Here is a 23,289-nt window from a genome sequence, read left to right as displayed (position 1 = left end):
GCGATGCTCCCGGCCCTCCGTGTCCTCGTGGTGGACGACCATCCCGCCTTCCGGGCGGCCATCTGCGCGATCCTCGACGGCACCGACGGCATCGAGGTCGTCGGCCAGGCTCCGGACGGCCTCACCGCCGTCGCGGAAGCGGGCCGGGTGGAGCCCGACGTCGTCCTGATGGACCTGAACCTCCCGGACCTCGACGGCGTCGAGGCGACCCGCCGGATCGTGGCCGCCTGCCCGCACACCGGTGTGCTCATGCTGACCATGTTCGAGAACGAGGCCGCCGTGTTCGCCGCCATGCGCGCGGGGGCGCGCGGTTACCTGCTCAAGGGCGCGCGCAACGAGCAGGTCGTCCGCGCGGTACGGGCGATCGGCGACGGCGAGGCGATCTTCAGTCCCGCGATCGCGACGCGGGTGCTTTCGTTGCTGGGCACGGAATCCCGGCGCGACGAGTCCTTTCCGCAGCTGACCGCGCGCGAGCGGGAGATCATGCTCCTCATCGCGCGGGGCATGGGCAACGCCTCCATCGCCGACCTGCTGGTGCTCAGCCCGAAAACGGTGCGGAACCACGTGTCCCACATCTTCCGCAAGCTCCAGGTCACCGACCGGGCCCAGGCCATCGCCAAGATCCGGAGGGCGGGCGTCGCCCGATCGGAGTAGCGAAGCGGGACATATCGGGACTCCGGGTCCCTGTTCGCGGAACGCCGGCCGCACGATCCTTGAGCAAGGAGGAAACACCGTTCGCGGGGAGGGTTCATCGATGCTCGTCGACCAGATCCCGGTGCTGCTTCACGCCACCGACACCATCACGCACGCGGGTGTCACCGCCGCGCTGCGCTCACGCCCGGAGATCCGCTTCGCCGAAGACTCCGACGAGACGGCCGTCGTCTTGGTCATCGTCGAACGGCTGAACGAACAGGCCCGGCAGTTGCTGCGCAGCCTCCACTGCGCCGGCCGCGCGCGGATCGTGCTGGTCGCCGGCGAGGTGGACGACTCGGAATTGCTGGACGTCGTGGGCAACGGCGTCTCCGCGATCATCCGCCGGGGCGACGCCACCCCCGACACCCTGGTGCGGCTCGTGAAGGCCGCGGCCGCCGGGGAAGGCGCGCTGCCGCCGGATCTGCTCGGCCGTCTGCTGTCGCGGGTGTCGCGGTTGCAAAGGGACGTGCTGCAACCGAACGGCTGGGATCTGGCCGGGATGTCGCAACGCGAGACCAAGGTGCTGCGGATGATCGCCGACGGGTTCGAGACGAAGGAGATCGCCGACCGGCTGAGCTACTCCGAGCGAACGGTCAAGTCGATCCTGCACGACGTCACCAACCGTTTCCAGCTCCGCAACCGCGCCCACGCCGTCGCGTTCGCCTTGCGCGAGGGACTGATCTGACCCGGCCTATTCGATCCGGCCGGAGAAGGAGACCGACGGGGTGCACCGGGCGCCGCCTCCCGGAGCCTGGCAGCTGACCGCGAGCACGATCTTCTCCCCCGGGGCGAACCGCCAGGCCTGCAACCAGTGGTGGTCGAGGTCGCGGAAGTTCGCGAGGCCGACTTCCAGCAGGACGGTCTTGGTGCCGCCGGCGTCCCGCAGCAGCCGCAGGGTTCCGTTGTCGCCACGCGGGTTCTGCAGGATCAGGTCGGTGACGACCAACGTTTTCGCGGCGTCCGGGAGGGTGTAGGGGAATTCGGCGAAGCGGTTGACGTTCGAGTCGACGGCCGCGTCCGCCGCCACGCGGAAGTCGGTCGGGGTTCCGGCGGCGGTGCCCGCCGGGTTGGGGACGCCGTTCGACGGCCTGGGGGCCGGAGCCGCGCCGTCCACGGGCGGGGTCAGGCCGACGGCCTTCATCGCGTCTTCGGAGTTCTGTTTGGCCTGCCCGGCGTCCTTCTTCGCCTCGCCCGCGGCGCCACCCGCGTCCTGCGCCGCCTTGATCACCTCCTGGTTCTGTTCCTGAGCGGCTTCACGCGCGGCCGATTTGACCGCGGGCCTCAGCACGGTGAACCACAGCGCCACCAAGGCCAGCGCCAACAGCAGCAACGCGGCCAGCGCCGGCAGGAGCCATTTCGGCAGCAACTGCCGCTGCACCATGGTGCCTTCGGTCTTGAGCGGTTCGGCGTCGTCGGCGATGACGAACACCTGGAAGCGACGCCGGACGGGCTGCCCGCGCAGGAACCGTTTCCGGGGCCTGGCCCGGAGACGGACGAACGCGGCCGTGCCCGGCGCGAGGTCGGCCCGGTTCCGTTCGAGCTCGAAGTCGAGCTCGTCCTCGGGGTCGAGCGCGCTCAGTTCGACGGCGACCGGATGGTTCCCGCGGTTGTCGACGGCCACTTCGAAATCGGCCTTGGCACCGGCCTCCACTTTCGCCGGGACGACTTCGGCGGTCACCTCGGTGAAGGCGCCGACCCGGATGGTGCCCTCTTCGACCACCGACCCCGCCGGGTCCTCGCTCGAAAAAACCCTGACACCGAAAGGGATCACGCCGGCCTGGACGTCGGACGACCGCGGCGGCGCGAACCGGACGACGACCGTACCCGCCTCCCCCGGCATCAGGTTCACCGTGGCCGGCTCCGCGGTGGCCCAGGCACCCGGATCGCCGACGACTTCGATCGCGAACTGGTCGACCACCCGCCCGGCGTTGCGAACGGTCACCGAGCAGCTGATCTCCTGGCCCGGTTCCGCGACCAGGCCCGCCTCCGACAGCGTCGCCGTTGCTCCCATACCCGGAAGTCTGCGCGTCCGGCGCTCCCACCGGCACCGGCGGACGGGAGTGCGGCCGTGCGGCGGTCGTTGCCCATAGGGGCAGCGTCTTCCCTCAGCCTGACGGCGGGGCCGGTGGTGGGCTGAAGGCCCCCATCGCCGCGCCTGACGCGACGAAAGGAGCCTTCAGCCCGGCGGCGGGAAATCGTGACCTACCCGACCCGAATCCGCCGGCGGACACTCAACCCCGGGTGACGAACGGAGGTTGCAGGGTGCGCAGCACCACCAGGATCGGCTCCGACCGCGCCTGCCCGAATTTCGGGCCGCCCACCGAGGTCACGGTCACGGTGCGCGGGCCGATCAGGTCGTGATGGAAGATCAAGAAGCGTGCCTCGAATCTTCCGTCCGCGCCTACCGTGACCAGGCCCGGCGCGGAGATGCCGGCCGACCAGGCCAGCCGGACCACCGCGCCCGGCGGGAAGTCCGTTCCCCGGACCCGGGGGACGAAGCCGAGTGTGCCGACCTTCGGGTCCAGCTCGACCACCGGCTGCCGGACCACCACTCGCGCGTCCGCCGTGTTGTCCGCGGGGTTGTCGTCCGGTCCCGTCGTGCTCACCGTTCCGGACACCTGGCCTTCGAAAGCGGCCTTCGCGGCCAACGAGATCCGGACCGTCACGGTCTGATCGGGCGCCAGCGTCCCGAGTGCGCAACTTCCGCCGCCCGGCGCGCATCCGGGTGCGGCCGAGGTCGCGGGGAGTCGCGGTGGAAGCTGGGTCACGAGCCGGACGCCCGGCATCGCGGCCCTGGATCCGTTGTGCACCAGGTACGTCAGCACCACGTCGTCGCCGCCGGCGAACAGCGGGACCGCCGAGACGGACATGCCGACCGACAGGGATCCGGGGATCACCGGTGGCGCGGGCTTGCCGCCGACCGTCACGACCGCGGTCGCGGAGTTGTCCCGCGGGTCGGCGTCCTGGCCGCTGGTGGTGATCGTGCCGGTCGCCGCCTGCGTACCCGCCGTCAGGCCCGTCGCGCCGAACCGCACCCGTACCTCCTCGCCCGGCACCAGCGTGCCGAACGCGCACACCGGCCCGGGTGTGCAGGTGCCCTTGGTGGGCAGGGCCGCCGACGTTCGCAGCCCGGCGGTCAGCCGGACGAACAACCCCACCACGGGTGACGCGGTGGCACCGCGATTGGTGACGACGAACTCGAACGTGGTGAGCCCCTCGAACGGGATCGCGGCGGGCACCGCGGTCGCGCTCACGGCGAGGTCGGGAATCCGCTGGAACGCGGGCTGTTCGGCCCCGCCGGGGCCGGCGATGAGGATCCGGCCCTCGCCGCCGGTGAACGGCACGACCGCGACGTGTGGCGGGGACTCACCCAGGGCGTTCGTGTAGGCGATGAGCCCGCCGTCCGGCGACCAGGCCGGGTCGTCGACGAATCCCGTGCGCTGCACCAGGATCCGGCCCGGCCCGCCGTCCGCGGGGGCGACACAGACCTGGGTGTCGCCGCTCTGGAACGCCAGCGTGGCCCCGTCCGGCGAGACGTCCGCCGCGCCTTCCGCGCCCGCGCCGCAACCCGGCCCGAACAGCGTCGAAAGGTCACGCTGGTCTCCCGGCACGACGACGTCGGGCGACGGCTGCGTCAAGGACACCTGCCACACCCGTTTCCGCCGGTCTTCCCCCGGCGGGACGACCGCCATGACCGCGGTCTCGGCGGCCGTGCCGTTCTTCCCGGTCGCCCGGCACGTCACCGTGGTGGCCCCGACCGGGAACAGGCTGCCGGACAAGGGCGTACAGCTCGTCGTGAGCGGGCTTCCGTCGACGTCCACCGCGCTCGCGGGATACTCGATCACCGTGGGGCCGGTCCCGGTCACCGTCCGGTCGTGCAGGGTGATCAGGGGCAGAGCGGGATCTTTGACCCGCACGGTGACGTTTTCGGTGTAGCCCGGCCGCACGACGGTTTCCCCGTTCAACCGGAACTCCACGCGGCAGCGCGGGAAGGAACCCGGCGCGGCCGTCGGGGCCACCGTCACCGTTTCGGTGAATCGCGCGTCCGTGCCGCCCGGAACACGAAGCGGGCCCGCGGGATCGAACGTCATCGTGAGCCCGGGATCGCAGAAGCTCACCGGCTGGACGCTGACCGGGAGGTCGCCGATACCCGCGATGATCGCCTCCGCGATCTGGCCCGCGTCGGTGCCGGGCGTGAGGACTCCGTCGGTCGCCTTGGTGATCGCGGTCGCCTGCCCCCGCGCGTCGAGTCCGTGGTCCGGATCCTCGCTCGACCCACCGGTGACCGCGGGCACCGCCACCACGCTGATGTCCGCGGCGTTCAGTGCGGCGATCACCTCAGCCCTCGCCGGGTTCTCGTGGCTCGCCGCGTCTCCGACCAGGACGACGATCCGGCTGCTGCCCGGGCGGAAGGTGATGGCGCCGCTCGCGACCTGGTGCAAGGCCAGAAGCCAATCCTCGGCGGTGTCTCCACCACCGTCCGCCTTGATCCGCGCGAGCGCGTCGGACAGCAGCTTCCGCTCGGCTTCGGTGCCCGCCGGGGTCAGCGGCTGCTGAACGTAGAACGGCCGCGGGGCCGGGTCTTTCGCGTCGCCGAAGGCCACGACGGCGAAGTTCGCTTCCTTCTCCCGCTCCCGCACGCTGTCGATGACCGTGCCGAGGTTCGTCTTGACCCCGTCGATCACTCCGCCCATGGAGCCGGTCTGGTCCATCAGCAGGACGACGTCCGGCAGCGACCGGATCCGGTCGGTCTTCACCGTCTTGCCGATCCGCGCCGAACCGCCGCGCCCGACGGGGACGTCCACCACCGCTGGGTCCACTTTGGACGGTTCCGGCGGCCCGACCCGGGTGGCGGCCCGGGTGAGCGTGATCTTCGTACCGTCCGCCGACCACACCGGCTGAGAATCGTCACCGCGCAGATGCGCCGGGATCGGGACGTCGCCGAGAAGGCGGCCGTCTGCGACGCGCACGATCCGCACGAAACTGTCGGAACCCTCACCGCTCGAAACGGTCCGGGTGAACGCGATCTTCGCCGCGTCCGGCGACCATGCCGGATGGCGCTCCCGTTTGCCGTCCTCGGCTCCGGTCAGCGGCCGCGGCGCGCCCCCGTCGGCGTTCGCCACGACGATCCGGCTGTTCCGGGATTCACCGGCGTCGAATTCCGTGTAGGCCAGCGAAGCCCCGTCCGGCGAGAAAACGGGATCGGTTTCGTCCGCGTCCGGCCGGTTCGTGAGGTCGCGGCGATCGCCGCCGCGCGCGTCCGCGCTCCAGATGTCGGTGGTCTCCCCACCGCGGAGCTGGGTGAACACCGGCTGCCCACCGGCGCGGAACGTCGGTTCGGTCTCGCCGGCCCCGGGCTGCCCGGAGATCACCGAGACCTGACCGCCGGGCGGGGCGACCTGTTTGACGTCGCCGAGCGGATCCGGTTGACGCGTGGTGAAGGCCAGCCGCGCGCCGTCCGGCGACCACGCGGGCTCGGACGAGTCACCCGGCTCCGGCACCGCGGGGATGACCGGGCCACCGGTGTCGGCCATGACCACGACGTCCCCGGCCGGGTCGAACCTGGTGGTGGTGAACGCGATCCGGGAACCGGTGGGCGCCCAGGCGGGCTGGGTGTCCGCGCCGGGTTCGGCGGTCAGGCGAGCGGGCGCGCCGCCGCTCGCCGGCACGGTGTAGAGGTCACCGGCGGGGTCGTCACCGGTGCCGCTGAACACGAGACGGCCGCCGTCGGGCGACCAGCTCGGCGAATCGTCCGCCGCCGGGCCGGAAGTCACTTGCCGCAGACCTCGGCCGTCGACGCCGATCACGAAGATGTCCTTGCTGCCCGCGCGTTCCGAGACGAACGCGACGGAGGAACCGTCGGGCGACAACGCCGGACGCGTATCGGCGGTCGCGTCGTCGGTCAGGCGGGACGGCACCCGGGTGCCGTCCCGGAGGTACCAGATCTCGCCGTCGCGTTCGGCACCGTCGCGGACGGGCCGTTTGCTGACCCACACCAGGCCGCCGTTGCCCGCGGACGCGTCGGAATCGACACCCCCGGCGCCCGGGGGCAGCGCCGCCACCACGCCCTCGCCGGTGGCCTGGACCAGGCCGGTGGTCGCGGCGCTGACGTAGCCGACGCGGTAGGGCGCGGCGGGCGGCGCGGGCTGCTGCGCCGCGGTCGGCGCGAACACCCCGGTGATCGCCGCTCCGCCCAGCACCGCGACGAGCGCGATCGATGCCACCGCTCGGTTCGGGCGCATGGTCATCCAGTCCTTCCTCAGTGGTCGCCGCCGGAAGGTGTCGCGAAAGCCACTTTCGGGACATCACACGTCGCGAAAGTGGCTTTCGCGACGCCTGATCGCGAGGGGTCGAAAGCCACTTCCCCCGCCGTTGCCAAAGCCACTTTCACAACCTCCAACGTTGCGAAAGTGGCTTTCGCGACACGCCACCCTCGCCTTACTTCACCTCAGCCGGCCTCGAACAGCTCGATCTCGGAGATCGCCACGTCGCCACCGTCCAACGAGCGATGCAGCCCGACCACGTGCAGCTCGACCCCGGTCGCGCCCGCGCTGTTCTCGATCGGGACCTCCTGGGCGTCCGGCGTGTCGGCCAGCACCATGTCGTAGGTCTTGCCGGTGGAGAACACGAGATGCAGGGTCTTCGGCCGGTGCGCGGCCTGGAAGTTCGCGCCGTCGCCGGAATGCACGATCGCCTTCCGCAGATCCACCGGACGGTCGAAGGTGAACACCAGTACGGGTTCGCCCTGGGCGGCCGCCGCCCAGAAGGTGTTCTTGGCGTTGTCGCTGACCAGGTTCCCCGGATGGCCCGGCGACTGCGCGTTCGCGGTCACCTTGCTCGGGCGCACCGGGTTCAGCTTCGTCTCGAAGATCCCCGTCACCTGGCTCCACAGGCCGACCGCGGCGGTGTTGATCGCACCCCGGAACGGCTGGTACAGCGCGTAGATCAGCGCCGAGAGCACCAGCATCACCGCGATCACCCGGCGGACGGCCCTGCCGACGCTGCGTCGCGCGGCACCGGCCCGTCCGACGCGGCGGCGGACACCGTCCTTGCCCGGCCGCTCCCCCGCCTTGTGCTCCCGGGGGCCGCGGCGGAACAGCCGACGCCACCACGACGTCTTCACGACTTCCGACTCGGCCAGGGACGCGCCGCAGCGGCCGCAGAAGTTACGGGTGGGGACGTTGCCCTTGCCGCATCTGCCGCAGATCAGGTCACCTGGTTTGAGGACCTGCTCCTCGGCCGTCCGCTGCTGCGGCTGCCGTACCGGCGCGAGCGGTTCGGCGGGCTGCACGACCTGGGCCTGGGCGACCGGTTGACCCACCGCGACGGGTTCCTCGTCGTCCCATTTCAGGTACCGCCCGCATTCGCCGCAGAACTCGACGTCGGCGGGGCCCTGATGCCCGCACTCCCGATAGATGACCATCCGCTACCCCTCCACCACTTCCACCGTGACGCGCACGTGGGCGGGCACCGAGTCCACGACCGTCGCCGTCAGCCGTCGTTCGTCGATCCGGTCCCGCCCGGGCACCCGCACGCGCACGTGGACCCACGGCGGACCCGGATCCGGGAGCGGCGCCCCCGGCTCCGGTGATGCCACGACGCCGCCGCTGTCGGTCACCTCGACCGCCCCACCGGTCAGCAGCCGCACGTGCTCGGCGAGCCCGCGCTGCGTCCCGCGCCACCGATGCAGCTCGACCGACCGGAGCACGAGTTCGCGCAGCCGGGCCTCGCTCCAGCCCTCGTCGACGCGCAACGCCACCCACCGCGCCAGCCAGCCGACGAAGTCCGCCGGCGCCAGCTCCGGGTCGAGGTAACCCGGGAAGTTGTCCAAAGTGGCGAAGACCGGTGCGAGCACTTCGTCGAGCGCGCCGGTGAAGCCCTGGACGAACCGGTCCTCGGCGTAGACCGAGGGCAGCTGCTCGCCGATCGGATGCGGGCTCGGCAACCCGGGCACGGCCGTTCTCATGGGCCACTCTCCCGGACCCGGACCTGGTGCCCGAACGAGAACGCGAGCGCGTGCGGCGGCAGGTCGAGCCGCTCGACCTGCTCTCCGCGTTCCCGCGTGATCGGATTGGCCGCGAACAGGCGGACGTCCTCGACCAGCTCGACCCCGGGAAGCCGTTGCAGCACCGCGAAGACCTCGCCGGACTGCACCGGACGCCCGAACGGCCAGCCATCGCCGTCCGGCCCGCCGGTGAGCGGGTTGAAGTAGTCGTAGAGCGCCTGCGTCGCCCGCGGGCCGAGGGCGCCGGGGCTGGTCCGGCGGCGCGCCTTCAACCGGGCGACGACCGTGACCCCGTGGTAGAACGGCGCTTCCACGGACACGAGGGCGCCGACACAGCGGCGTTCGTCCAGATACCGCTCGATCCGGGTGCGCATCCCGGGTTCGAGCATCAGCGTCGCGAAGTTCAGCTCGCCGGTGTCGGGAACCGCGGGCACGACGAGGACGCGGATCGCGCCGGTCTCGCGGCCGTCGGGGCCGTGCGCGGGGACACAGCGCACCCTCGCCGCCTCGGGCGCCGCTTCGCGGGCGAGCTGCTCGTAGTCCTCGGCGGTGACCGCGCGGTCGCGGGTGCGCAGCAGCAGCGGGCCGCGGACCGCCGCGTCCCGCACCGACTCGCCGTCCACCCCGCCGGTCGCCGGCCGGCGGTTCGCCACGGTGCTGACGAACGGGATCGGATCCCGTTGGACCTCGAGTACTTCGCGGGCGACGTTCCCCCGCCGTCCGCCTCCGGCCCGGTAGGCCGGCACGCGGATCGCGGCGGCCTTGGCCGGAACGGCACCGTAGAACCGCATGCCGCCTTCGGGCTGGCGCACGGCCGGGCCGAACGCGATCTCGCCGGTGACCCGGTCGAGCTGGACGTGCCGATCGTCCGGACCCGACTCGGCGAACGAGGACACCTCGGTCCACACCTGCCAGCCGTCGGGACCGGACACCTCCACCACCAGCTCGTCCCCGCCGGCGACCACCGGACGCCTGCCGAGCGGGAACCGCTGGCCGGGCAGACCGTCCGAGGTGCCCACGATCTCGCCGCGCACGACCTCGGCGTGCACCGCGCCGACCGTGCCGCCGATCGTCGACGCCTCGACCGCACGCAGCCGCGGTGGCCGCTGGAAGAACGGCTGGTGTTGCTTCGGTTCCGTCAAACGGCACCGGATCCAGCCCGCGTGCCTGCCGGCGAGCACCGATTCCGCGTGCCCCGGCGGCACATGCAGGACGACGTCGCCGGGCCGGTTGAACGCGCCGGTGCTGTCCCGGTCGATCTCAGCGGCCGCCCAGCCGTGCCCGTCCCATGCCTCCCACACCCACGGCGGGTCGTGCGGGTCGACGCCCTGTCCCTCGACCTCGCAGTCCATCCGCAGCAGCACCGCGCAGCCGGGCACGGCGTCCGACAGTCCGAAGTAGACGGAATCGCCGGGCGCGGGACTTTCGGCGAAACACGCGGGTTCGCCGCCGACCAGCAGTTCGTCGGTGCGGTCGACCGGTGGCGCGCCGGTGTCGGACCCACCGGTCGCCAAGCCGTGGAGCGAACACGGCACGATCGTCAGCGTCCGCTCCACGGTGAACACGACCGGGTCCTCGACCTCGTCGCGCACACTCGCGACCTGGTTCCCCGCGGGGACGACCACCGGGACCTCCCGCGCCGCCGAAAGCCAGAACGTCACGTCGGCGCGCGCGGCGGCCGGCGGGAACAGCCGTACGCCGATGAGGTCGAGGAATCGCAGGTAGTGCAGATCCGGCACCCGGTTCAGCCGGTAGAGCACCTGGTCGACCATCTGCGCGAACGTTTCGATCAGGGTCACGCCGGGGTCCGAGACGTTGTGGTCCGTCCATTCCGGACAGTTGCGCTGGACGAGGTACTTGGCCTCGTCCACCAGGTCCTGGAACCGGCGGTCGTCGAGGTTGGGCAGGGGCAGCGACATCACGCACCGTCCGGAACGGACTCGTGCGGCGGGATCACGTAGAACGGGAAGACCAGGTTGCGCGGGTCGTTGGTCCCGCGCAACCGGTACTTGACGTCGATCAGCAGCGTGCCGCGTTCGGCCTCGGAGAACCCGACCACGACGTCGGTGAGCGTGATCCGCGGCTCCCACCGTTCCAGCGCGGTGCGCACCTCGTAGGCGATCTGCCCGGCGGTGGCCGCATCGGCGGGCGCGAACACGAGATCGTGCACCGCGCAGCCGAACTCCGGGCGCATCGGCCGTTCACCGGGAGCGGTGGCCAGTATCAGCCGGATGCTCTCGACGACCTCGCGTTCCCCGCCGACCAAGGCGATCGAACCCGTCGCGTCGGTGCGCACCGGGAAAGCCAGTCCCCTGCCGAGGAAATCCACGTCAGCCTCCGATCAGGACGGTCGGGCAGCCGAGGACGATCGGTGCGCCGCAAGCGGCGAGATCGCCCATCCGCGCCGCGGGCAGGCCGCCGATCAGCACCGTCGGGCAGCCCGGTGGCGCGATCGGTGTCGGCGGATGCACCGCGGGCGGCGGGAACGAGCAGGTGTGCACCGTGCCGACGGTGGCGGCGGGCATCCCGCCGATGAGCACGGTCGGCACCCCGGGTCCGGCGATGACGCCCGGGTGCCCGGTCGGGTCGCCGACCCTCGCGGCTGGTGGCATTCCCACTCCCCTCACTGTCTGCCGGCGGTCGAAGACCGGGCCGGTCTCGGTCGCCGGTCCGGCTGGTGTGCGGAGCGGCCGGTGTGTCGCGAAAGCCACTTTCGGGACGTCAGGTGTCGCGAAAGTGGCTTTCGCGACATGCCACGAGCGTCTGTCGCATACATCCCAGCTCCGCCCCCTTCAGTTGATCTTGACCACGCTGCCGCGCACGGTCACCATGCCGCTCGCGGTCAGCTCCGCCTGGCCCTGTCCCTTGACCGAAACCGTCGCGCCTTCGACCTGCACGCCCGCCGTGCCCGAAAGTTTCAGGCTGCTGCTCGCCTCGACGGTCGCTTCGGTCATCGACTTCACGGAAACCTTCTGTCCCTTGAGCTCCAGCGGACCGCTGCCCGCGTCGATGCTCACCCCGTTCCGCGCCTTCACCGTGACACCCTTGCCGCTGGTCACTTCGATCATCTGGTTCTTCTGGTCGAGCTTGACCGCCAGCTTCCCGTCCCCGGAGGCGACGACGATGCCGTCCTGTTCGGCGAATTCGAGCTTGTGCCCCTTGCGGGAAACGAAGCCCCGTACGGCGATCTCGCCGCTGTTGCCGTCGATCGGCGACGCGGTGAACTTCGGCACCGCGTCTACGCCGTTATACAAACCGCCGAGGACGTACGGCGCCTCGAAGTCGCCTTGTTCGAAGCCGACGAGCACTTCGTCACCGACCTCGGACAGGACCATCGCGCCCCGCCCGTTCCCGGCGCCGGGCTGCACCGTGCGCGCCCAGTTGCTGGTGAAGTTCTGATCCAGCCAGGGAAAGGTCAGCTTGACCCGGCCGAGCCCGGCGGGATCCCTCGCGTCGCTGACCACGGCCGGCACCACTCCGGGCCACGTCGACGCCCCGGAACCACCGGCGATCAGCCCGTAGAGGGAGCGTTCCTGCCTGCCGGAGACGGCGAACTCGGTGGTGTAGCCGACTTCCGCGTTGAACAGGTGCCGGGTGCTGGTGAGCGTGTACTTGCCGGCGAACGGTTTGCCCACGCCGGTCAGCGTCACCGCCGCGCCGGCCCGGAGCTTCGGGTTGCCCTTGGCCACCCCGTCGAGTTCGGTGCACGCGCCGCCGAGCCGTTCGGCCAGCGCGACCGCCGCGGCCTTGGCCTCGGCCTGCGTCCGCCGCGGCGTATCCGCCGAGACGTACTTGGGGCTGGCGAACTTGTTCGCGAGCGCGACCGGGTCGACACCTTCGACCTCGGTTCCCGCGTTCGCCGGTTTTTCGACGGCCACCAGGGGTTTCTTCCGGTCCATGTCCCAGCCGCGGGCTTCGACCTCGGGCACCTGCTCGGCCGCGGTGACGCTGGCGCGCAGGCTGACCAGGGTCCGATGCGCTTCGAGCACCAGCGGGTCGGTGTTGGCCTTCGCGGTGACGGCGGGTGCGGCCGAAGGCTTCTCGGCGAGGCTGAAGTCCAGCGCGCCGCCGCGCACCGCGATCTGGGCGCCGACCGATTCGGCCAGCCGGGACAGGAACTCCCAGTCGCTCACGTTGTCCTGGCTGAACTGCGTATGCGGGCGGCCGCCGACACCGCGGACCGCGTCGATCTTGCCGACCTTCAGCCCGGCCCGCTGGGTCACCTTCCGGACGACGTCGGCGAGGCTCATCCCCGGGTAGACCGCGACCCGGCGGCCGCGGAACAGCCGGTGCGCGTGGTCGTAGCCGCGTACCTCGGTGAAGGTGCCGATCCGGTCGAGGTCGATCGCGACCGCGGTGACCTCGCCGGAAAGCAGCTCTTGCGGTCCTTCGGGATCGGAGGTCTGCACCTTCAGCTTGACGGGCACACCGACCGTGAACTTCCCCTTGTCCAGCACCACGTGCCCGGAGTCGCGGAAGCGCAGGACGAACATGTCCGGCAGGTTCCGGCTGTCGTCGACATAGGCGTACGAGAGCAGCGTCTTCACGTCGTCGGGAAGTGGACCACCGGCGACTTCGACGATGAGGTTGTTCGCGAAGCTCTCGTTAGCCATCGAGTTCCTCCAGCGCCGGTACGAGCAACCGGGTGCCAGGACGCAGCCGCATCGGGTCGTCGATGTCGTTGGCGTCGGCGATCTCGCGCCATTTCCCCGCGTCGCCATAGGCCCGGAAAGCCACCGCCTGCAGGGAATCGCCGGCGACGAACACGTGGGTGTCCCGTGCCGCCAGCGCGCCCGAGGTCGGATTCTGCCCGCTCAGCTCGCCGGCGATCTCCTCCAGGTTCACCGTGCACACCGCGCGCACCGGGGTGCCCGACGGCGTGAACAGCGTGTACTTAGCGGTGACGTTGGCGACGTAAGCGGGGAAGCCGGTCATACCGCCCCATTTGAAGATCACCCACGGCGGCGAACCCTTGCCGTGCTGGCGGCTTTCCTCGGTGGCGACACAGCAGGTGAAAAGCTGCTCGACCTTCTTGACGACGGCGTCGTCCATCTTGTCCGTGGCGTCGAGGAACATCTCCAGCGCGAGCTTGCACGGGTCCGAGCCCTTGAACTCCGGCGGGCCGCTCTTCTTCGCGTTGCGCTGCGGATCACGGCCCCATTTGGCGTTCTTGGTGAGCGAGAGTTCCTTGGGGTTGAACTGGAACTTGATCTCGAACAGCTTGGCGCCGGGCTGCCCGGTGCCACCGGACTGCGGTGGTTTGCGGACCTCCAGCAGCGCGCGCTGGAGATTGTTCGGCGCCGGTTCGCCGGAGCCGTACGCCGCGGGCGGCTGGGATCCGGCGGAGGTGAACGTGACGGGCGAGGACATGGTCAGCCCTTCTTCGCCGGGCTGAGAAAGCCGTGGTGGGCCAGTTCGAGGGTCTCGGTGGCGACCTTCGGGGAGTCGGGCGAGAGTTGCGGCCCGCTCCAGCGCACGGGGACGACACCCTCCAGCGACCAGCTGGCGATCACGGTGCCGTCGAGGGTGCGCGCTTCGATGGTCGCGGTCTTGCGCTCGATGCCGCCCGCCATGCCGGCGAACCATTTCGTGATCTGCGCGCTGGCCTCGGTGACCGGGCGAGAGAGCTTGATGTTGGAGTACTTGATCCGCGTCGGGAGCTGCCAGACCATCCCGTTGTTGCCGCCCTCTTCCCGCTGCTCCATGACGAACTCGCAGCCCAGCCCGTCGCAACTGCTGAACGCGCCGAGGTTGCCGAGGTTCTTGTCGTCGAGCTTGACGACGTAGCAGACGGCGACGGCTTCTTCCGCGTCCGGCATCGGTTTCTCCTTCAGTGCGGGCGATCGGTGAGTGCGCCGCGGCGCTCACGGTCGAGGCGGAGTTCGGTCTTGAGCCGCCGGAGCAGCGGGTCGAAAAGCTTCTTGACGAGTTCCTCGGTCTCCGGCTGCGCGGCCGGTGCCGCCTGTGCGGGTACCGGCGCTACGGTTGCCGGCGCCGGTGCGACGGGCTCCGGCGGTGGTGCTTCCGGCTCGCGTTGGAGGACCTGGGGTTCCGGCTGTCGCGGACCGCCGACGGGTGGCAGGTTGAACACAAGGCCCTTGACGTCGGCGACGGGCTCGCTGGGCACAGTGCGTTGCACGGATCGCGTTTCGGCGGGTCTCGCCAGCGGAGGCATCGTCGTCGGCTGTTGGAAGGTTTCCGCGTCTTGGCGTTGAACAACCGGCTTGGCCGTAAACGTCTCCGGCATGAGCGGAGTCCTCGGTGATACGGAAGGCAGCGGCGTGGCACCGCCCCCGCTCGGCAAGGCGGCCAGGGTCGGGCGCTGGTCCACCACCGACGGTGCGGGCGAGACCGCGTCCGTGCCATCGACGACTCGTGCCACCGGCAGCGGTGACGTCGAGATCACCGATACCGGTGGCGCGCTCACCGAGCCGTCCGGCGTCCCGGGCGGCTCTGGGGTTGCTGTCGTCCCGGACCGGACTCGCGGGGGTTCGGGCGGGTGGAAGGTGGTGTCGGGTGAAGAGCGCGACGAGGTGACCGTCGGCAGGCTCGGTGGCGGTTCGAGCGCCCGGGAGACCAAGATCGGCGCCTCTGCATGCTCCTGTGGCGGTTCGTCGCGGAAGCGCTGCACCGGCCTCTGAACGAATGTATGCTCCCCCACCGATTCGTCGCGGAGGCGCTGCACCGGTCTCTGAGCCGGTATCGGTCCCGCTGGCGACTCTTCCCGTAAGCGCTGAACCGAAGCCAACGCCCCTGGCGATTCGTCACGTAAACGCTGAACCGGACTGTGAGCCGACGCAGGCTCCCCCAGTGAGTCAGGGCGCTGCACCGGCCGCTCAACCAAAGCGGGCTCCCTGAGTGACTCATGGCGCCGCGCCGGCCCCTGGACCGACAGCGGCCTTACTGGCGACTCGTCGCGCGAACGCTGCACCGGCCGCTGAACCGAGGCAGGCTCGCCTGGCGATTCATGACCCGGTACTGGCCCCCGGCCCGAGGGCGGTTCCGCCGGCGATTTGTCGCGCCCCACCGGCGACTCATCACGCAAACGCTGCACCGGCTTCCGAACCGAAGCCCCGGCCTGCGGCACGTCGCGGTGTTCCGGCGACGGAAGTTCCAGAGCCGATTCGACGACCGAACGCTGGACGGCTGGTGCGGAAGTCGGCGTCTCCACGGGCATGACCGGAAGAGTCCGCTCCTCCCGCGCCACCTCAGCCGGCGCCGAAACCGTGGGCAGCACCGGGGTCTCGACGTCGCCCGCCAGCGGCGCGTCCACCTTGGTGACGTTTTCCTGTACTGCTGGTATGTCGACGATCGGCGCCTCCGTCTGGACCGAGTCCGGCAAGATCGGCGCGCCGAGCCCCAACCGCCGCGGGGCCGCCTCGACTTGTTCCGTCCTCTGGACGACCGGCAGCGCGGGCCGCGGCGTCACCACCTCCGGCGTGGGTGGCTCGGCGGGGAGCGGGCCCGGAACAGGGACCGGCACGGTCTCGACATCGACCGGCTCGGACGTGGACACGAGAAGATCGTGGTCAGGCTCGAAAGTCTCGCCTGCCCGCGGTTCGGCCGCGAGCTCCGGCGTGGGGACCGGAGCGCTCGGGGATTCCGACCGGATCGCTGGGACCGTCCTCACCGGCGGGCGCGCCGACGAGCCCGCGGTGGTCAACGGCATCGACGGCCGCTCGGCGTCACGCGACGCCGCCGCGACGGCCGGTAACACGAGCGTCGCCGTCGGCTCCAGCGCGACTGTCGGCTCCGGCTCGTCCGGAATCGGCTCCTCATACGACTGCACGGCAGGCACGGATTCCTGTTCAGGGCCGAAGCTCCCGGTCACCGGACCGTCCGGTTCGGCGGCGCGCTGCGCCGACATTCCCCAAAGTCTCGACAGCACACCACGTTTGCGGGCCGACCGTTGCACCACAGGCAGATCCGGCGGTGCCATCGGTGCCCGCGCGAGACCCTCGACGACTCCCGCGGGCTCCGCCGGACCGACCCGATGCCCCAGCGGCTCCAGATACGCCGGACTCCGCCAAGACGTCAGCGTGGCACTGAAATCCCGCACCGGATTGATCAGCGGATGCTCGGCGACGGCGCGCTGGATCGGCGGCAGGCTTCGCCATTCGGCACGGGTCACCGGCAGCATGGCCGGCGCCTCCGGGGGCGGGCCGGGCTCCTTCCTGCGCCACCTCCACATCGCCACGTCACCGTCCCTCGCTCATCCGAGTGTTGATCCGGGCGATCTCGGCGACGTAGGTCAACCGGTCGTGGTGTTCGAGGTCGAGGATGTCGTCGAGCGACCAGTGCAGGTGGTAGGCGACGTACGCGACTTCCTCGTGCAGCCGTCCGGCCGCGTACGTCACGATTCCCCCAGGCGGCCACCGGCGACGTCGACGACGAACTCGTGGCCGCACTCCGGACAGGCGACACCCGCCCGCGTATGGCCTTCGCTGTTGATCCGCCGGTACATGTCCTGCAGGAACGCCAGATCCGAAGCGAACAGGTTCTCGATGACCCCGGCGTGCACATCGGTGACGTCACCGATCCGGGTGATCACCCTCGCCAGCAGCACCACCGTGAGGAACGCCGAGTTCTCCCGGACCCGGTCGTCCCGGAGCGGGACGAGCTCGTCCCGCGCGGTCGCCAGGCGCATCACCCCGGAGTGGTGCACGTTGCCCGCGTCGTCGACGTAACCGCGCGGGAGTTCGAACGCGAACTCGGTCCGCAGCTTCGGCCGCGCCTGCGCTTCCGGCACGACGGGGGCTTCCTCGGCCGGCGCCGAGGCCATCACCCTGCGCATCGGCTCACTCGACTTCCATCTGCTCGTAGGTGACCACGAGCTTCTCGGTGAGCACACTGGTGTCGCCCGCCTTCAGCGCGCCGATCTCCAGGCTCTTCGGCCACGCGTTGGTGAGTTTGTAGCGTTTGAGCGGAGTGCCTTCGTAGTCGTAGACGATGATCGCGCCGCCCTTACGAGCGGAACCCATCTTGCCGAAGTGCGCGTCCTTGACCCACTTCTCGAAGCTGCTGTCGTCGGTCAGGCCGCGGGTCAAGGTCACCTCACCCGCCTTCGGGCGGCCGGGGAGCTTCTTGATGACGTACTTGCCGTCCACGGTGTTCTGTTTGAGCTCGATGACGTCCTGCTCCATCTTCAGCCCGGAGACCTCGGAGATCTGCTTGATCTGAACGCCGTCGATCTCGAGCCCGAAGGAGCAGCCGACGGCCTTGTCAAGATCGGGAAGTGCCATTTCGGAGCCCTTTCACTATTCGTTGACCAGGCTGGTGCCGCCGGACATCTGGGCCAGCCGGAAGATCACGAACTCCGCCGGTTTCACCGGCGCGATGCCCACTTCGCAGATCACCTGGCCGAGATCGATCCCCTCGGCCGGGTTGGTCTCCCGGTCGCATTTCACGAAGAAGGCCTCGTCGGGAGTGAGGCCGAACAACGCGCCCTTGCGCCACTCCATCACCAGGAAAGCGCTGATCGTGCGCCGGATGCGGGCCCACAGCGCGTCGTCGTTCGGCTCGAACACGACCCACTGGGTGCCGTTGAGGATCGACTCTTCGAGGTAGTTGAACAGCCGCCGCACGTTGAGGTAGCGCCACGCCGGGTCGCTCGACAGCGTCCGCGCTCCCCAGATGCGGATGCCCTTGCCGGCGAAGGAACGCACGCAGTTCACGCCGATCGGGTTGAGCAGCTCCTGCTCCGCCTTGGTCAGCTGGGTCTCGAGCGCCAGCACACCGCGGACGACCTCGTTCGCCGGTGCCTTGTGGACACCGCGGGTCGCGTCGGTGCGCGCCCAGACCCCCGCCATGTATCCGCTCGGCGGCACGAACGTGTTGGTCCCGCTGGCCGCGTCGAGCACCTGCACCCACGGGTAGTACAACGCCGCGTACTTCGAGTCGTACCCGGCCTGGTCCATGCGCCAGGTGCGGACGTCCTGCGGGGTGAGCCCTGGCGGCGGATCGACGATCGCCATCCGGTCACCCATCAGCTCGCAGTGCGCGATCATCGCCAGCTGCACGGCCTTGACCCCGTCGAGGTCGATCAGATCGCGCTGGTGGGCGGCCATCAGGTCCGGCACCGCGACCATGGTGATCTCGTCGATCGCCTCCAGGCCACCGAAACCGGTGCGATCGGCGACGTCGCCGACGTAGTCGTCGGCCGCGATGCGACGCGGGACGGGCGGCGGCTGCGGCGGCTCGGTGAGCACGGCGGTGCCCCGGTCCGGTTTCGCCACCGCGCCACCGGTCGCGAGTTCTTCGATGGTGATGAAGCTCGACTTCTCGCGCACCAGCGTGACGACGTTCTCCTTGGTGCGCTTGGTGGTCACGTTGTGGGTCTCGACGACCTTGCCGTCCTTCTTGACGAGCACGGTGAACCGGTCGTCGCCCGGGTTCTCGCCGCTCGGTTCCGTGACTTCGACGGTGAGCTCGCCCGGTTGCCCGCCACTCGTGAGCTCTTTCGCGACGAAACGGTAGCCACCGAGCACGGCCTGCCGTGTCGCGGCCTTCGCCGCCGCACCGTTTTCCCGGTCCCGGGGCCCGCCGATCCGGACGATGTAGCAATTGGCCCCGCCATTGAGGAAATATCCGTAGACCGACTGCGCCAGATAGCAGCCTTCGACGAAGTCACCGAAGGTCTGGGTGAACTGGGTCCAGTTGGACACCAGGGTGGGCGTGTTGAAGGGGCCGTCCGCCGCGAAACCGACGAAGGCGGCGACCGCGGTGCCCACACCCTCGATCGGCCGGGCGCCCGCCTCGATCTCCTCGACGTACACACCCGGGGTGAGATAGGTGGGCATGCGGGGCCTCCCTTGTCGGCACTGTCGGCGCGCTCTCTGTCATCGGCGATGCTCCGGTGTGGACGCGCACGGCGAAACGACCAAGCGGATAGGTCGGCGGGAACCAATCTCTGCCCGAAAAGGCAGCTGCCCGTTCGGGCAGCGGGGCCCGCCCTTCCGGCTGTTGGCAACCGGCCCGGCGAAGCCGAAAGTGAAGACATGCCGGCGGGCCGGGACAAGGTGGGACAGGCCCCGGCCGCGCAACCCGCGCGGCCGGTCAAGCCCGCGCGCCGTGCCACCCCGCCGACGCTGCTGCGGCTGCAGGCCGCCGCGGGCAACGCGGCGGTGACCCGTCTCGTCGGTTTGCAGCGCAGCGGCTGCCCCGCTCCCCCGGTCGCGCCCACCGGCGTGACCCCGGCGTCCGACCCGAAGTTCGGTTCGCTCAAGAAGGACGTCAGCGGGCAGGCGAAGGCGGCCAAAGCGCATCCGCCCGCCTCCGCCGAGGTGAAAAAGGCGCAGGACGCCGCGGTCGCGCCCGCCGACGACAAGGAAGCCCAAGCCAAGGCGGCGCAGGCGGACAAGATGGCCGCCGCCGAACCGGCCGGGTTCGACAAGGCCGCCTTCGTCGCCGCGGTGAACGCCGCCGTCGCCAAGCAGGCGCCGCAGAATCTCGACGAGGCCGACAAGTTCGCCTCGTCCGGCAAGGCGGACCAGATCAAATCCGAGGTGATGGGCAAGGTCACCAGCGGCAAGGACGCTTCCGCCAAGGACGTCACCGAGCGCACCAAGGAAACGCCGGATACCGGCAAGGCAACGGAAAAACCGGTGAAACCACTACCGGAAACCCCGCCGCCGCCCGCGTTGTCCCCGCCGGACGCCCGCAAGGCCACCCCGGACAAGGCCCCGCCCGCCCAAACCGACCTTCGCGCCGACCACTGCGAAACCCAAGGCAAGATGGCCGAAGCCGGGGTCACCGACCAGCAGCTGGCGCAGTCCAACGAGCCCGAGTTCACCGGCGCGCTCGTCGCGAAACGGGAGGGCGAACAGCACACGGCGTCGGCGCCCGCGGCGGTTCGCGAGTCGGAGGCTGGCCAGTTGGCCGCTGTCACGGGCGCGGCACAGGCGTCCGGCCAGGCAGCGATGGCGGGGATGACCGGCGCGCGGGCGTCGTCCGGGCAACGCGGGCAAGCGGCGAAGTCGGCCACGAAGACCAAGGACGAGCAGGACCGGGCCCGGATCACCGCGGAGATCAAGGCGATCTTCGACGAGACCAAGACGAAGGTCGAGGGTGTCCTCGGCGCGCTCGACGACCAGGTGGCCAAACGGTTCGAGACCGGCGAAGCGGCGGCGAAGGCCGCTTTCACAGCCGACCACCAGGCGCGGATGAAGAAGTACAAGGACGAACGCTACGACGGCGTCACCGGCGCGGCCCGCTGGACCTACGATCTGTTCGCCGGCCTGCCCGCCGAGGCGAACAACCTCTTCCTCGAAGCCAAGAAGGTCTACGAGTCGAAGATGCGGGGCGTCATCGGGGAGATCGCCGATTTCGTCGGCAAGCAGCTGACCGACGCGAAACGGCTGATCACCGAAGGCCGCGAGCGCGTGCGCCAGAAGGTCGACTCGCAGTCCCCCGCCCTGCGCAAGATCGCGGGCGAGGCCGCCAAGGAGTTCGGGAGCCAGTTCGACGAACTCGAGAGCTCCGTCGACGAGAAACAGCAGGCCCTGGTCGACGATCTGGCCCAGAAGTACAGCGAGGCCCGCAACGCCGTCGACGAGGAGATCAAGGCACTGCAGGCGGAGAACAAAGGCCTGTGGGACAAGGCGAAGGAGGCGGTCGGCGGCGCGATCGACACGATCCTCAAGCTGAAGGACATGCTGCTGAGCGTGCTGTCGCGGGCGGCGAACGCGGTCGGCCTGATCATCGCCAAACCCATCGAGTTCCTCGGCAACCTGGTCACCGCGGTCAAAACCGGTGTCGTGAACTTCGGCGCGAACATCGTGCAGCATCTCAAGGACGGCCTGAAGGGCTGGCTGCTCGGCAACCTGGCCGCCGCGGGCATCGAGATCCCGGAGACCCTGGACGCCAAGGGCATCCTGAAGATGATCATGTCGATCCTCGGGCTGACCTGGGCGAGCGTCCGCGCGCGGATCCTCCGCTTCATCCCCGAACCCGTGCTCGCCAAACTGGAGCAGACCTTCGAGGTGGTCAAGATCCTGATCACCGAAGGCGTGCCGGGGCTCTGGCGCTGGGTGGTCGAGAAGCTGGGCGACCTCAAGGAGATGGTGCTGGGCCAGATCAAGGAATTCGTGATCGAGAAGATCGTCAAGGCGGGGATCACCTGGATCATCTCGATGCTCAACCCGGCGGCCGCGTTCATCAAGGCCTGCAAGGCGATCTACGACATCGTCATGTTCTTCGTCGACAAGGCCGCCCAGATCAAGGAGTTCGTCTCGTCCGTGCTGGACTCGGTCGAGTCGATCGCCCGCGGCGGGGCCGGCGCGGTGGCCGGGCTGATCGAGCGCACGCTGGCGAAGGCGCTGCCGATGGTGCTCGGGTTCCTGGCGAGCCTGCTCGGGCTGGGCGGGATCTCGGAGAAGATCAAGTCGATCCTGGAGAAGGTCCAGGCCCCGGTCGGCAAGGTGATCGACACGGTGGTCGGGACGATCGTCAAGGCGGGCAAGAAGATCTGGTCGAAGCTGAAGGGCAAGGGAGCCAAGGTCCTCGAAGGCGCGAAGGCGCTCAAAGACGCGCTGTTCGCCAAACTCAAGAAGAAGACCGCGGTCACCATGAAGGGCAGCAGTCACTCCCTCTACATGGAAGTCCGCGGCGGCCGTCCGGTCCTGATGATGGCGAGCGACGCCGACCCCCTGGTGGACAAGATCGACCGGGCACTCAAGCACGACATGATCAAGAGCAGGCCCGCCGTGGCGACCCAGCTGTCACAAATGCGCGGCATCGTCGTCGGGCACGAGACGAAACTGAAGGACGCCCTCGCCACGAACGCCCGGGAGGAAATCCAGCGGGCCGAGGCCGAGATCTGGCAGGAGCGGCGCCTCATCGCCTCCACTCTGCAGGCGATCGGTCACGAGATCGACCTGGACATGCTCAAAGAGTCCACCTACGTACTGGGCGGCGAGGTCCGCGCCGAGTTCCGCACGGACGGCAAGTTCCGCCCCACGTTCTACGGGGGCTTCAACGGCCCCGCCAAACTCAAGCGCCAGTCGGAGCTCAGCCGCCTGATGAGCCAGAAACTGCGGGAAGCGACTCGCTGGCAGCACGACCCGGTGTACAAGATGAGCACCTCCTACATCTGTCCCGGCAAGGACTACAAGACGCCGCACCTGGTTCCGGGAATAGGGAATTCCGCGATAAACCTCGATCACAAGGAACCTTCCGTGATCAAGCACTGGAACGCCACCGGACGAAAATCCGACCAGGATGCCCGCACGAAGTTCTTCAACGACCTCGAAAATCTCCACGGCATGTGCGGAACCTGCAACAAATCCAATGGGGCCGCGGAAAGCGGAACAGGTATCTGGACCATCCAGCCTGGTTTCAAGGGGCCGGACGGCACCTGACGGACCCCTTCCAGGGACTCGTGAGTGGTGAGGACGGTTATTGAGCCGTAGGGCAAAGGTGTCCTGTCGGGTGGCGAGTCCGTGGTGCTGGGCGAGGTGAAGGGAGCTTTCCCCGCATCGCACGCGAGGAAAGTCCCCTTCGCCACAGGTGGTGCGGTCCTTCTGCCTGACTGAAGGCTCGGACACGTCGCGAAAGCCACTTTCGCGACGCCTGATGTCCCGAAAGTGGCTTTC

General features: G+C 69.8%; 18 protein-coding genes. 3 read left to right on the top strand and 15 right to left on the bottom strand.

Annotated features, from left to right (window positions below; all coding sequences use genetic code 11):
- Positions 1-3 precede the first annotated feature (3 nt).
- Both ACOCEP_RS27080 and ACOCEP_RS27075 read left to right on the top strand, forming a co-directional pair.
- Positions 4-654 carry a response regulator gene (locus tag ACOCEP_RS27080; protein WP_482331825.1) on the top strand — a complete coding sequence of 217 codons (651 nt, stop codon included), beginning with the start codon at positions 4-6 and terminating at the stop codon, positions 652-654.
- 100 nt (positions 655-754) lie between these two features.
- Complete coding sequence (locus tag ACOCEP_RS27075; protein WP_482331824.1) at positions 755-1,378, top strand: response regulator transcription factor; 624 nt, start codon at positions 755-757, stop codon at positions 1,376-1,378.
- A 6-nt stretch (positions 1,379-1,384) separates the two neighbouring features.
- Here the strand turns inward: ACOCEP_RS27075 and ACOCEP_RS27070 are convergent, their stop codons facing one another.
- The 15 genes from ACOCEP_RS27070 to ACOCEP_RS27000 all read right to left on the bottom strand — a co-directional run bounded on the left by ACOCEP_RS27070 (position 1,385) and on the right by ACOCEP_RS27000 (position 19,497).
- Positions 1,385-2,704, bottom strand: a complete 1,320-nt coding sequence (locus ACOCEP_RS27070) for a COG1470 family protein (protein ID WP_482331823.1) — start codon at positions 2,702-2,704, stop codon at positions 1,385-1,387.
- A 220-nt stretch (positions 2,705-2,924) separates the two neighbouring features.
- On the bottom strand, positions 2,925-6,941 hold the full coding sequence (locus ACOCEP_RS27065) for a VWA domain-containing protein (protein WP_482331822.1): 4,017 nt from the start codon (positions 6,939-6,941) through the stop codon (positions 2,925-2,927).
- A 200-nt stretch (positions 6,942-7,141) separates the two neighbouring features.
- Positions 7,142-8,116 carry a zinc ribbon domain-containing protein gene (locus ACOCEP_RS27060; RefSeq protein WP_482331821.1) on the bottom strand — a complete coding sequence of 325 codons (975 nt, stop codon included), beginning with the start codon at positions 8,114-8,116 and terminating at the stop codon, positions 7,142-7,144.
- Between the two features lie 3 nt (positions 8,117-8,119).
- Positions 8,120-8,659, bottom strand: a complete 540-nt coding sequence (locus ACOCEP_RS27055) for a phage tail protein (RefSeq protein ID WP_482331820.1) — start codon at positions 8,657-8,659, stop codon at positions 8,120-8,122.
- Positions 8,656-10,617, bottom strand: a complete 1,962-nt coding sequence (locus ACOCEP_RS27050) for a putative baseplate assembly protein (protein ID WP_482331819.1) — start codon at positions 10,615-10,617, stop codon at positions 8,656-8,658. Before ACOCEP_RS27050 ends, ACOCEP_RS27055 begins: the two co-directional genes overlap by 4 nt.
- Positions 10,617-11,027, bottom strand: a complete 411-nt coding sequence (locus ACOCEP_RS27045; RefSeq protein ID WP_482331818.1) for a GPW/gp25 family protein — start codon at positions 11,025-11,027, stop codon at positions 10,617-10,619. The genes ACOCEP_RS27050 and ACOCEP_RS27045 overlap by 1 nt, the downstream gene beginning before the upstream one ends.
- Position 11,028: 1 nt before the next feature.
- Positions 11,029-11,310, bottom strand: a complete 282-nt coding sequence (locus tag ACOCEP_RS27040; protein ID WP_126730963.1) for a PAAR domain-containing protein — start codon at positions 11,308-11,310, stop codon at positions 11,029-11,031.
- A gap of 180 nt (positions 11,311-11,490) precedes the next feature.
- A complete protein-coding gene (locus ACOCEP_RS27035) occupies positions 11,491-13,311 on the bottom strand; it encodes a VgrG-related protein (RefSeq protein WP_482331817.1) in 1,821 nt (606 codons plus the stop codon).
- Positions 13,304-14,068: a CIS tube protein gene (locus tag ACOCEP_RS27030; RefSeq protein ID WP_395875279.1), complete on the bottom strand. Its 765-nt coding sequence runs from the start codon at positions 14,066-14,068 to the stop codon at positions 13,304-13,306. Before ACOCEP_RS27030 ends, ACOCEP_RS27035 begins: the two co-directional genes overlap by 8 nt.
- A 2-nt stretch (positions 14,069-14,070) precedes the next feature.
- A complete protein-coding gene (locus ACOCEP_RS27025; protein ID WP_482331816.1) occupies positions 14,071-14,517 on the bottom strand; it encodes a phage tail protein in 447 nt (148 codons plus the stop codon).
- Positions 14,518-14,528: 11 nt separating this feature from the next.
- On the bottom strand, positions 14,529-16,838 hold the full coding sequence (locus ACOCEP_RS27020) for a hypothetical protein (RefSeq protein WP_482331815.1): 2,310 nt from the start codon (positions 16,836-16,838) through the stop codon (positions 14,529-14,531).
- A gap of 58 nt (positions 16,839-16,896) precedes the next feature.
- Positions 16,897-17,055 carry a DUF6760 family protein gene (locus tag ACOCEP_RS27015; RefSeq protein ID WP_016333592.1) on the bottom strand — a complete coding sequence of 53 codons (159 nt, stop codon included), beginning with the start codon at positions 17,053-17,055 and terminating at the stop codon, positions 16,897-16,899.
- Positions 17,052-17,492 (bottom strand): hypothetical protein, encoded by a 441-nt coding sequence (locus tag ACOCEP_RS27010; protein ID WP_073842281.1) that lies wholly within the window; start codon positions 17,490-17,492, stop codon positions 17,052-17,054. The genes ACOCEP_RS27015 and ACOCEP_RS27010 overlap by 4 nt, the downstream gene beginning before the upstream one ends.
- A 4-nt stretch (positions 17,493-17,496) precedes the next feature.
- Positions 17,497-17,940 (bottom strand): phage tail protein, encoded by a 444-nt coding sequence (locus ACOCEP_RS27005; protein WP_482331814.1) that lies wholly within the window; start codon positions 17,938-17,940, stop codon positions 17,497-17,499.
- A gap of 15 nt (positions 17,941-17,955) precedes the next feature.
- A complete protein-coding gene (locus ACOCEP_RS27000) occupies positions 17,956-19,497 on the bottom strand; it encodes a phage tail sheath family protein (protein ID WP_482331813.1) in 1,542 nt (513 codons plus the stop codon).
- 198 nt (positions 19,498-19,695) lie between these two features.
- Here ACOCEP_RS27000 and ACOCEP_RS26995 point away from each other — a divergent pair, with 198 nt between their 5' ends.
- Positions 19,696-23,055 carry a phage tail protein gene (locus ACOCEP_RS26995; protein ID WP_482331812.1) on the top strand — a complete coding sequence of 1,120 codons (3,360 nt, stop codon included), beginning with the start codon at positions 19,696-19,698 and terminating at the stop codon, positions 23,053-23,055.
- Positions 23,056-23,289 lie beyond the last annotated feature (234 nt).

The organism is Amycolatopsis sp. CA-211722 (assembly GCF_056828465.1).
This window is presented reverse-complemented; position numbering and strand designations above follow the sequence as displayed.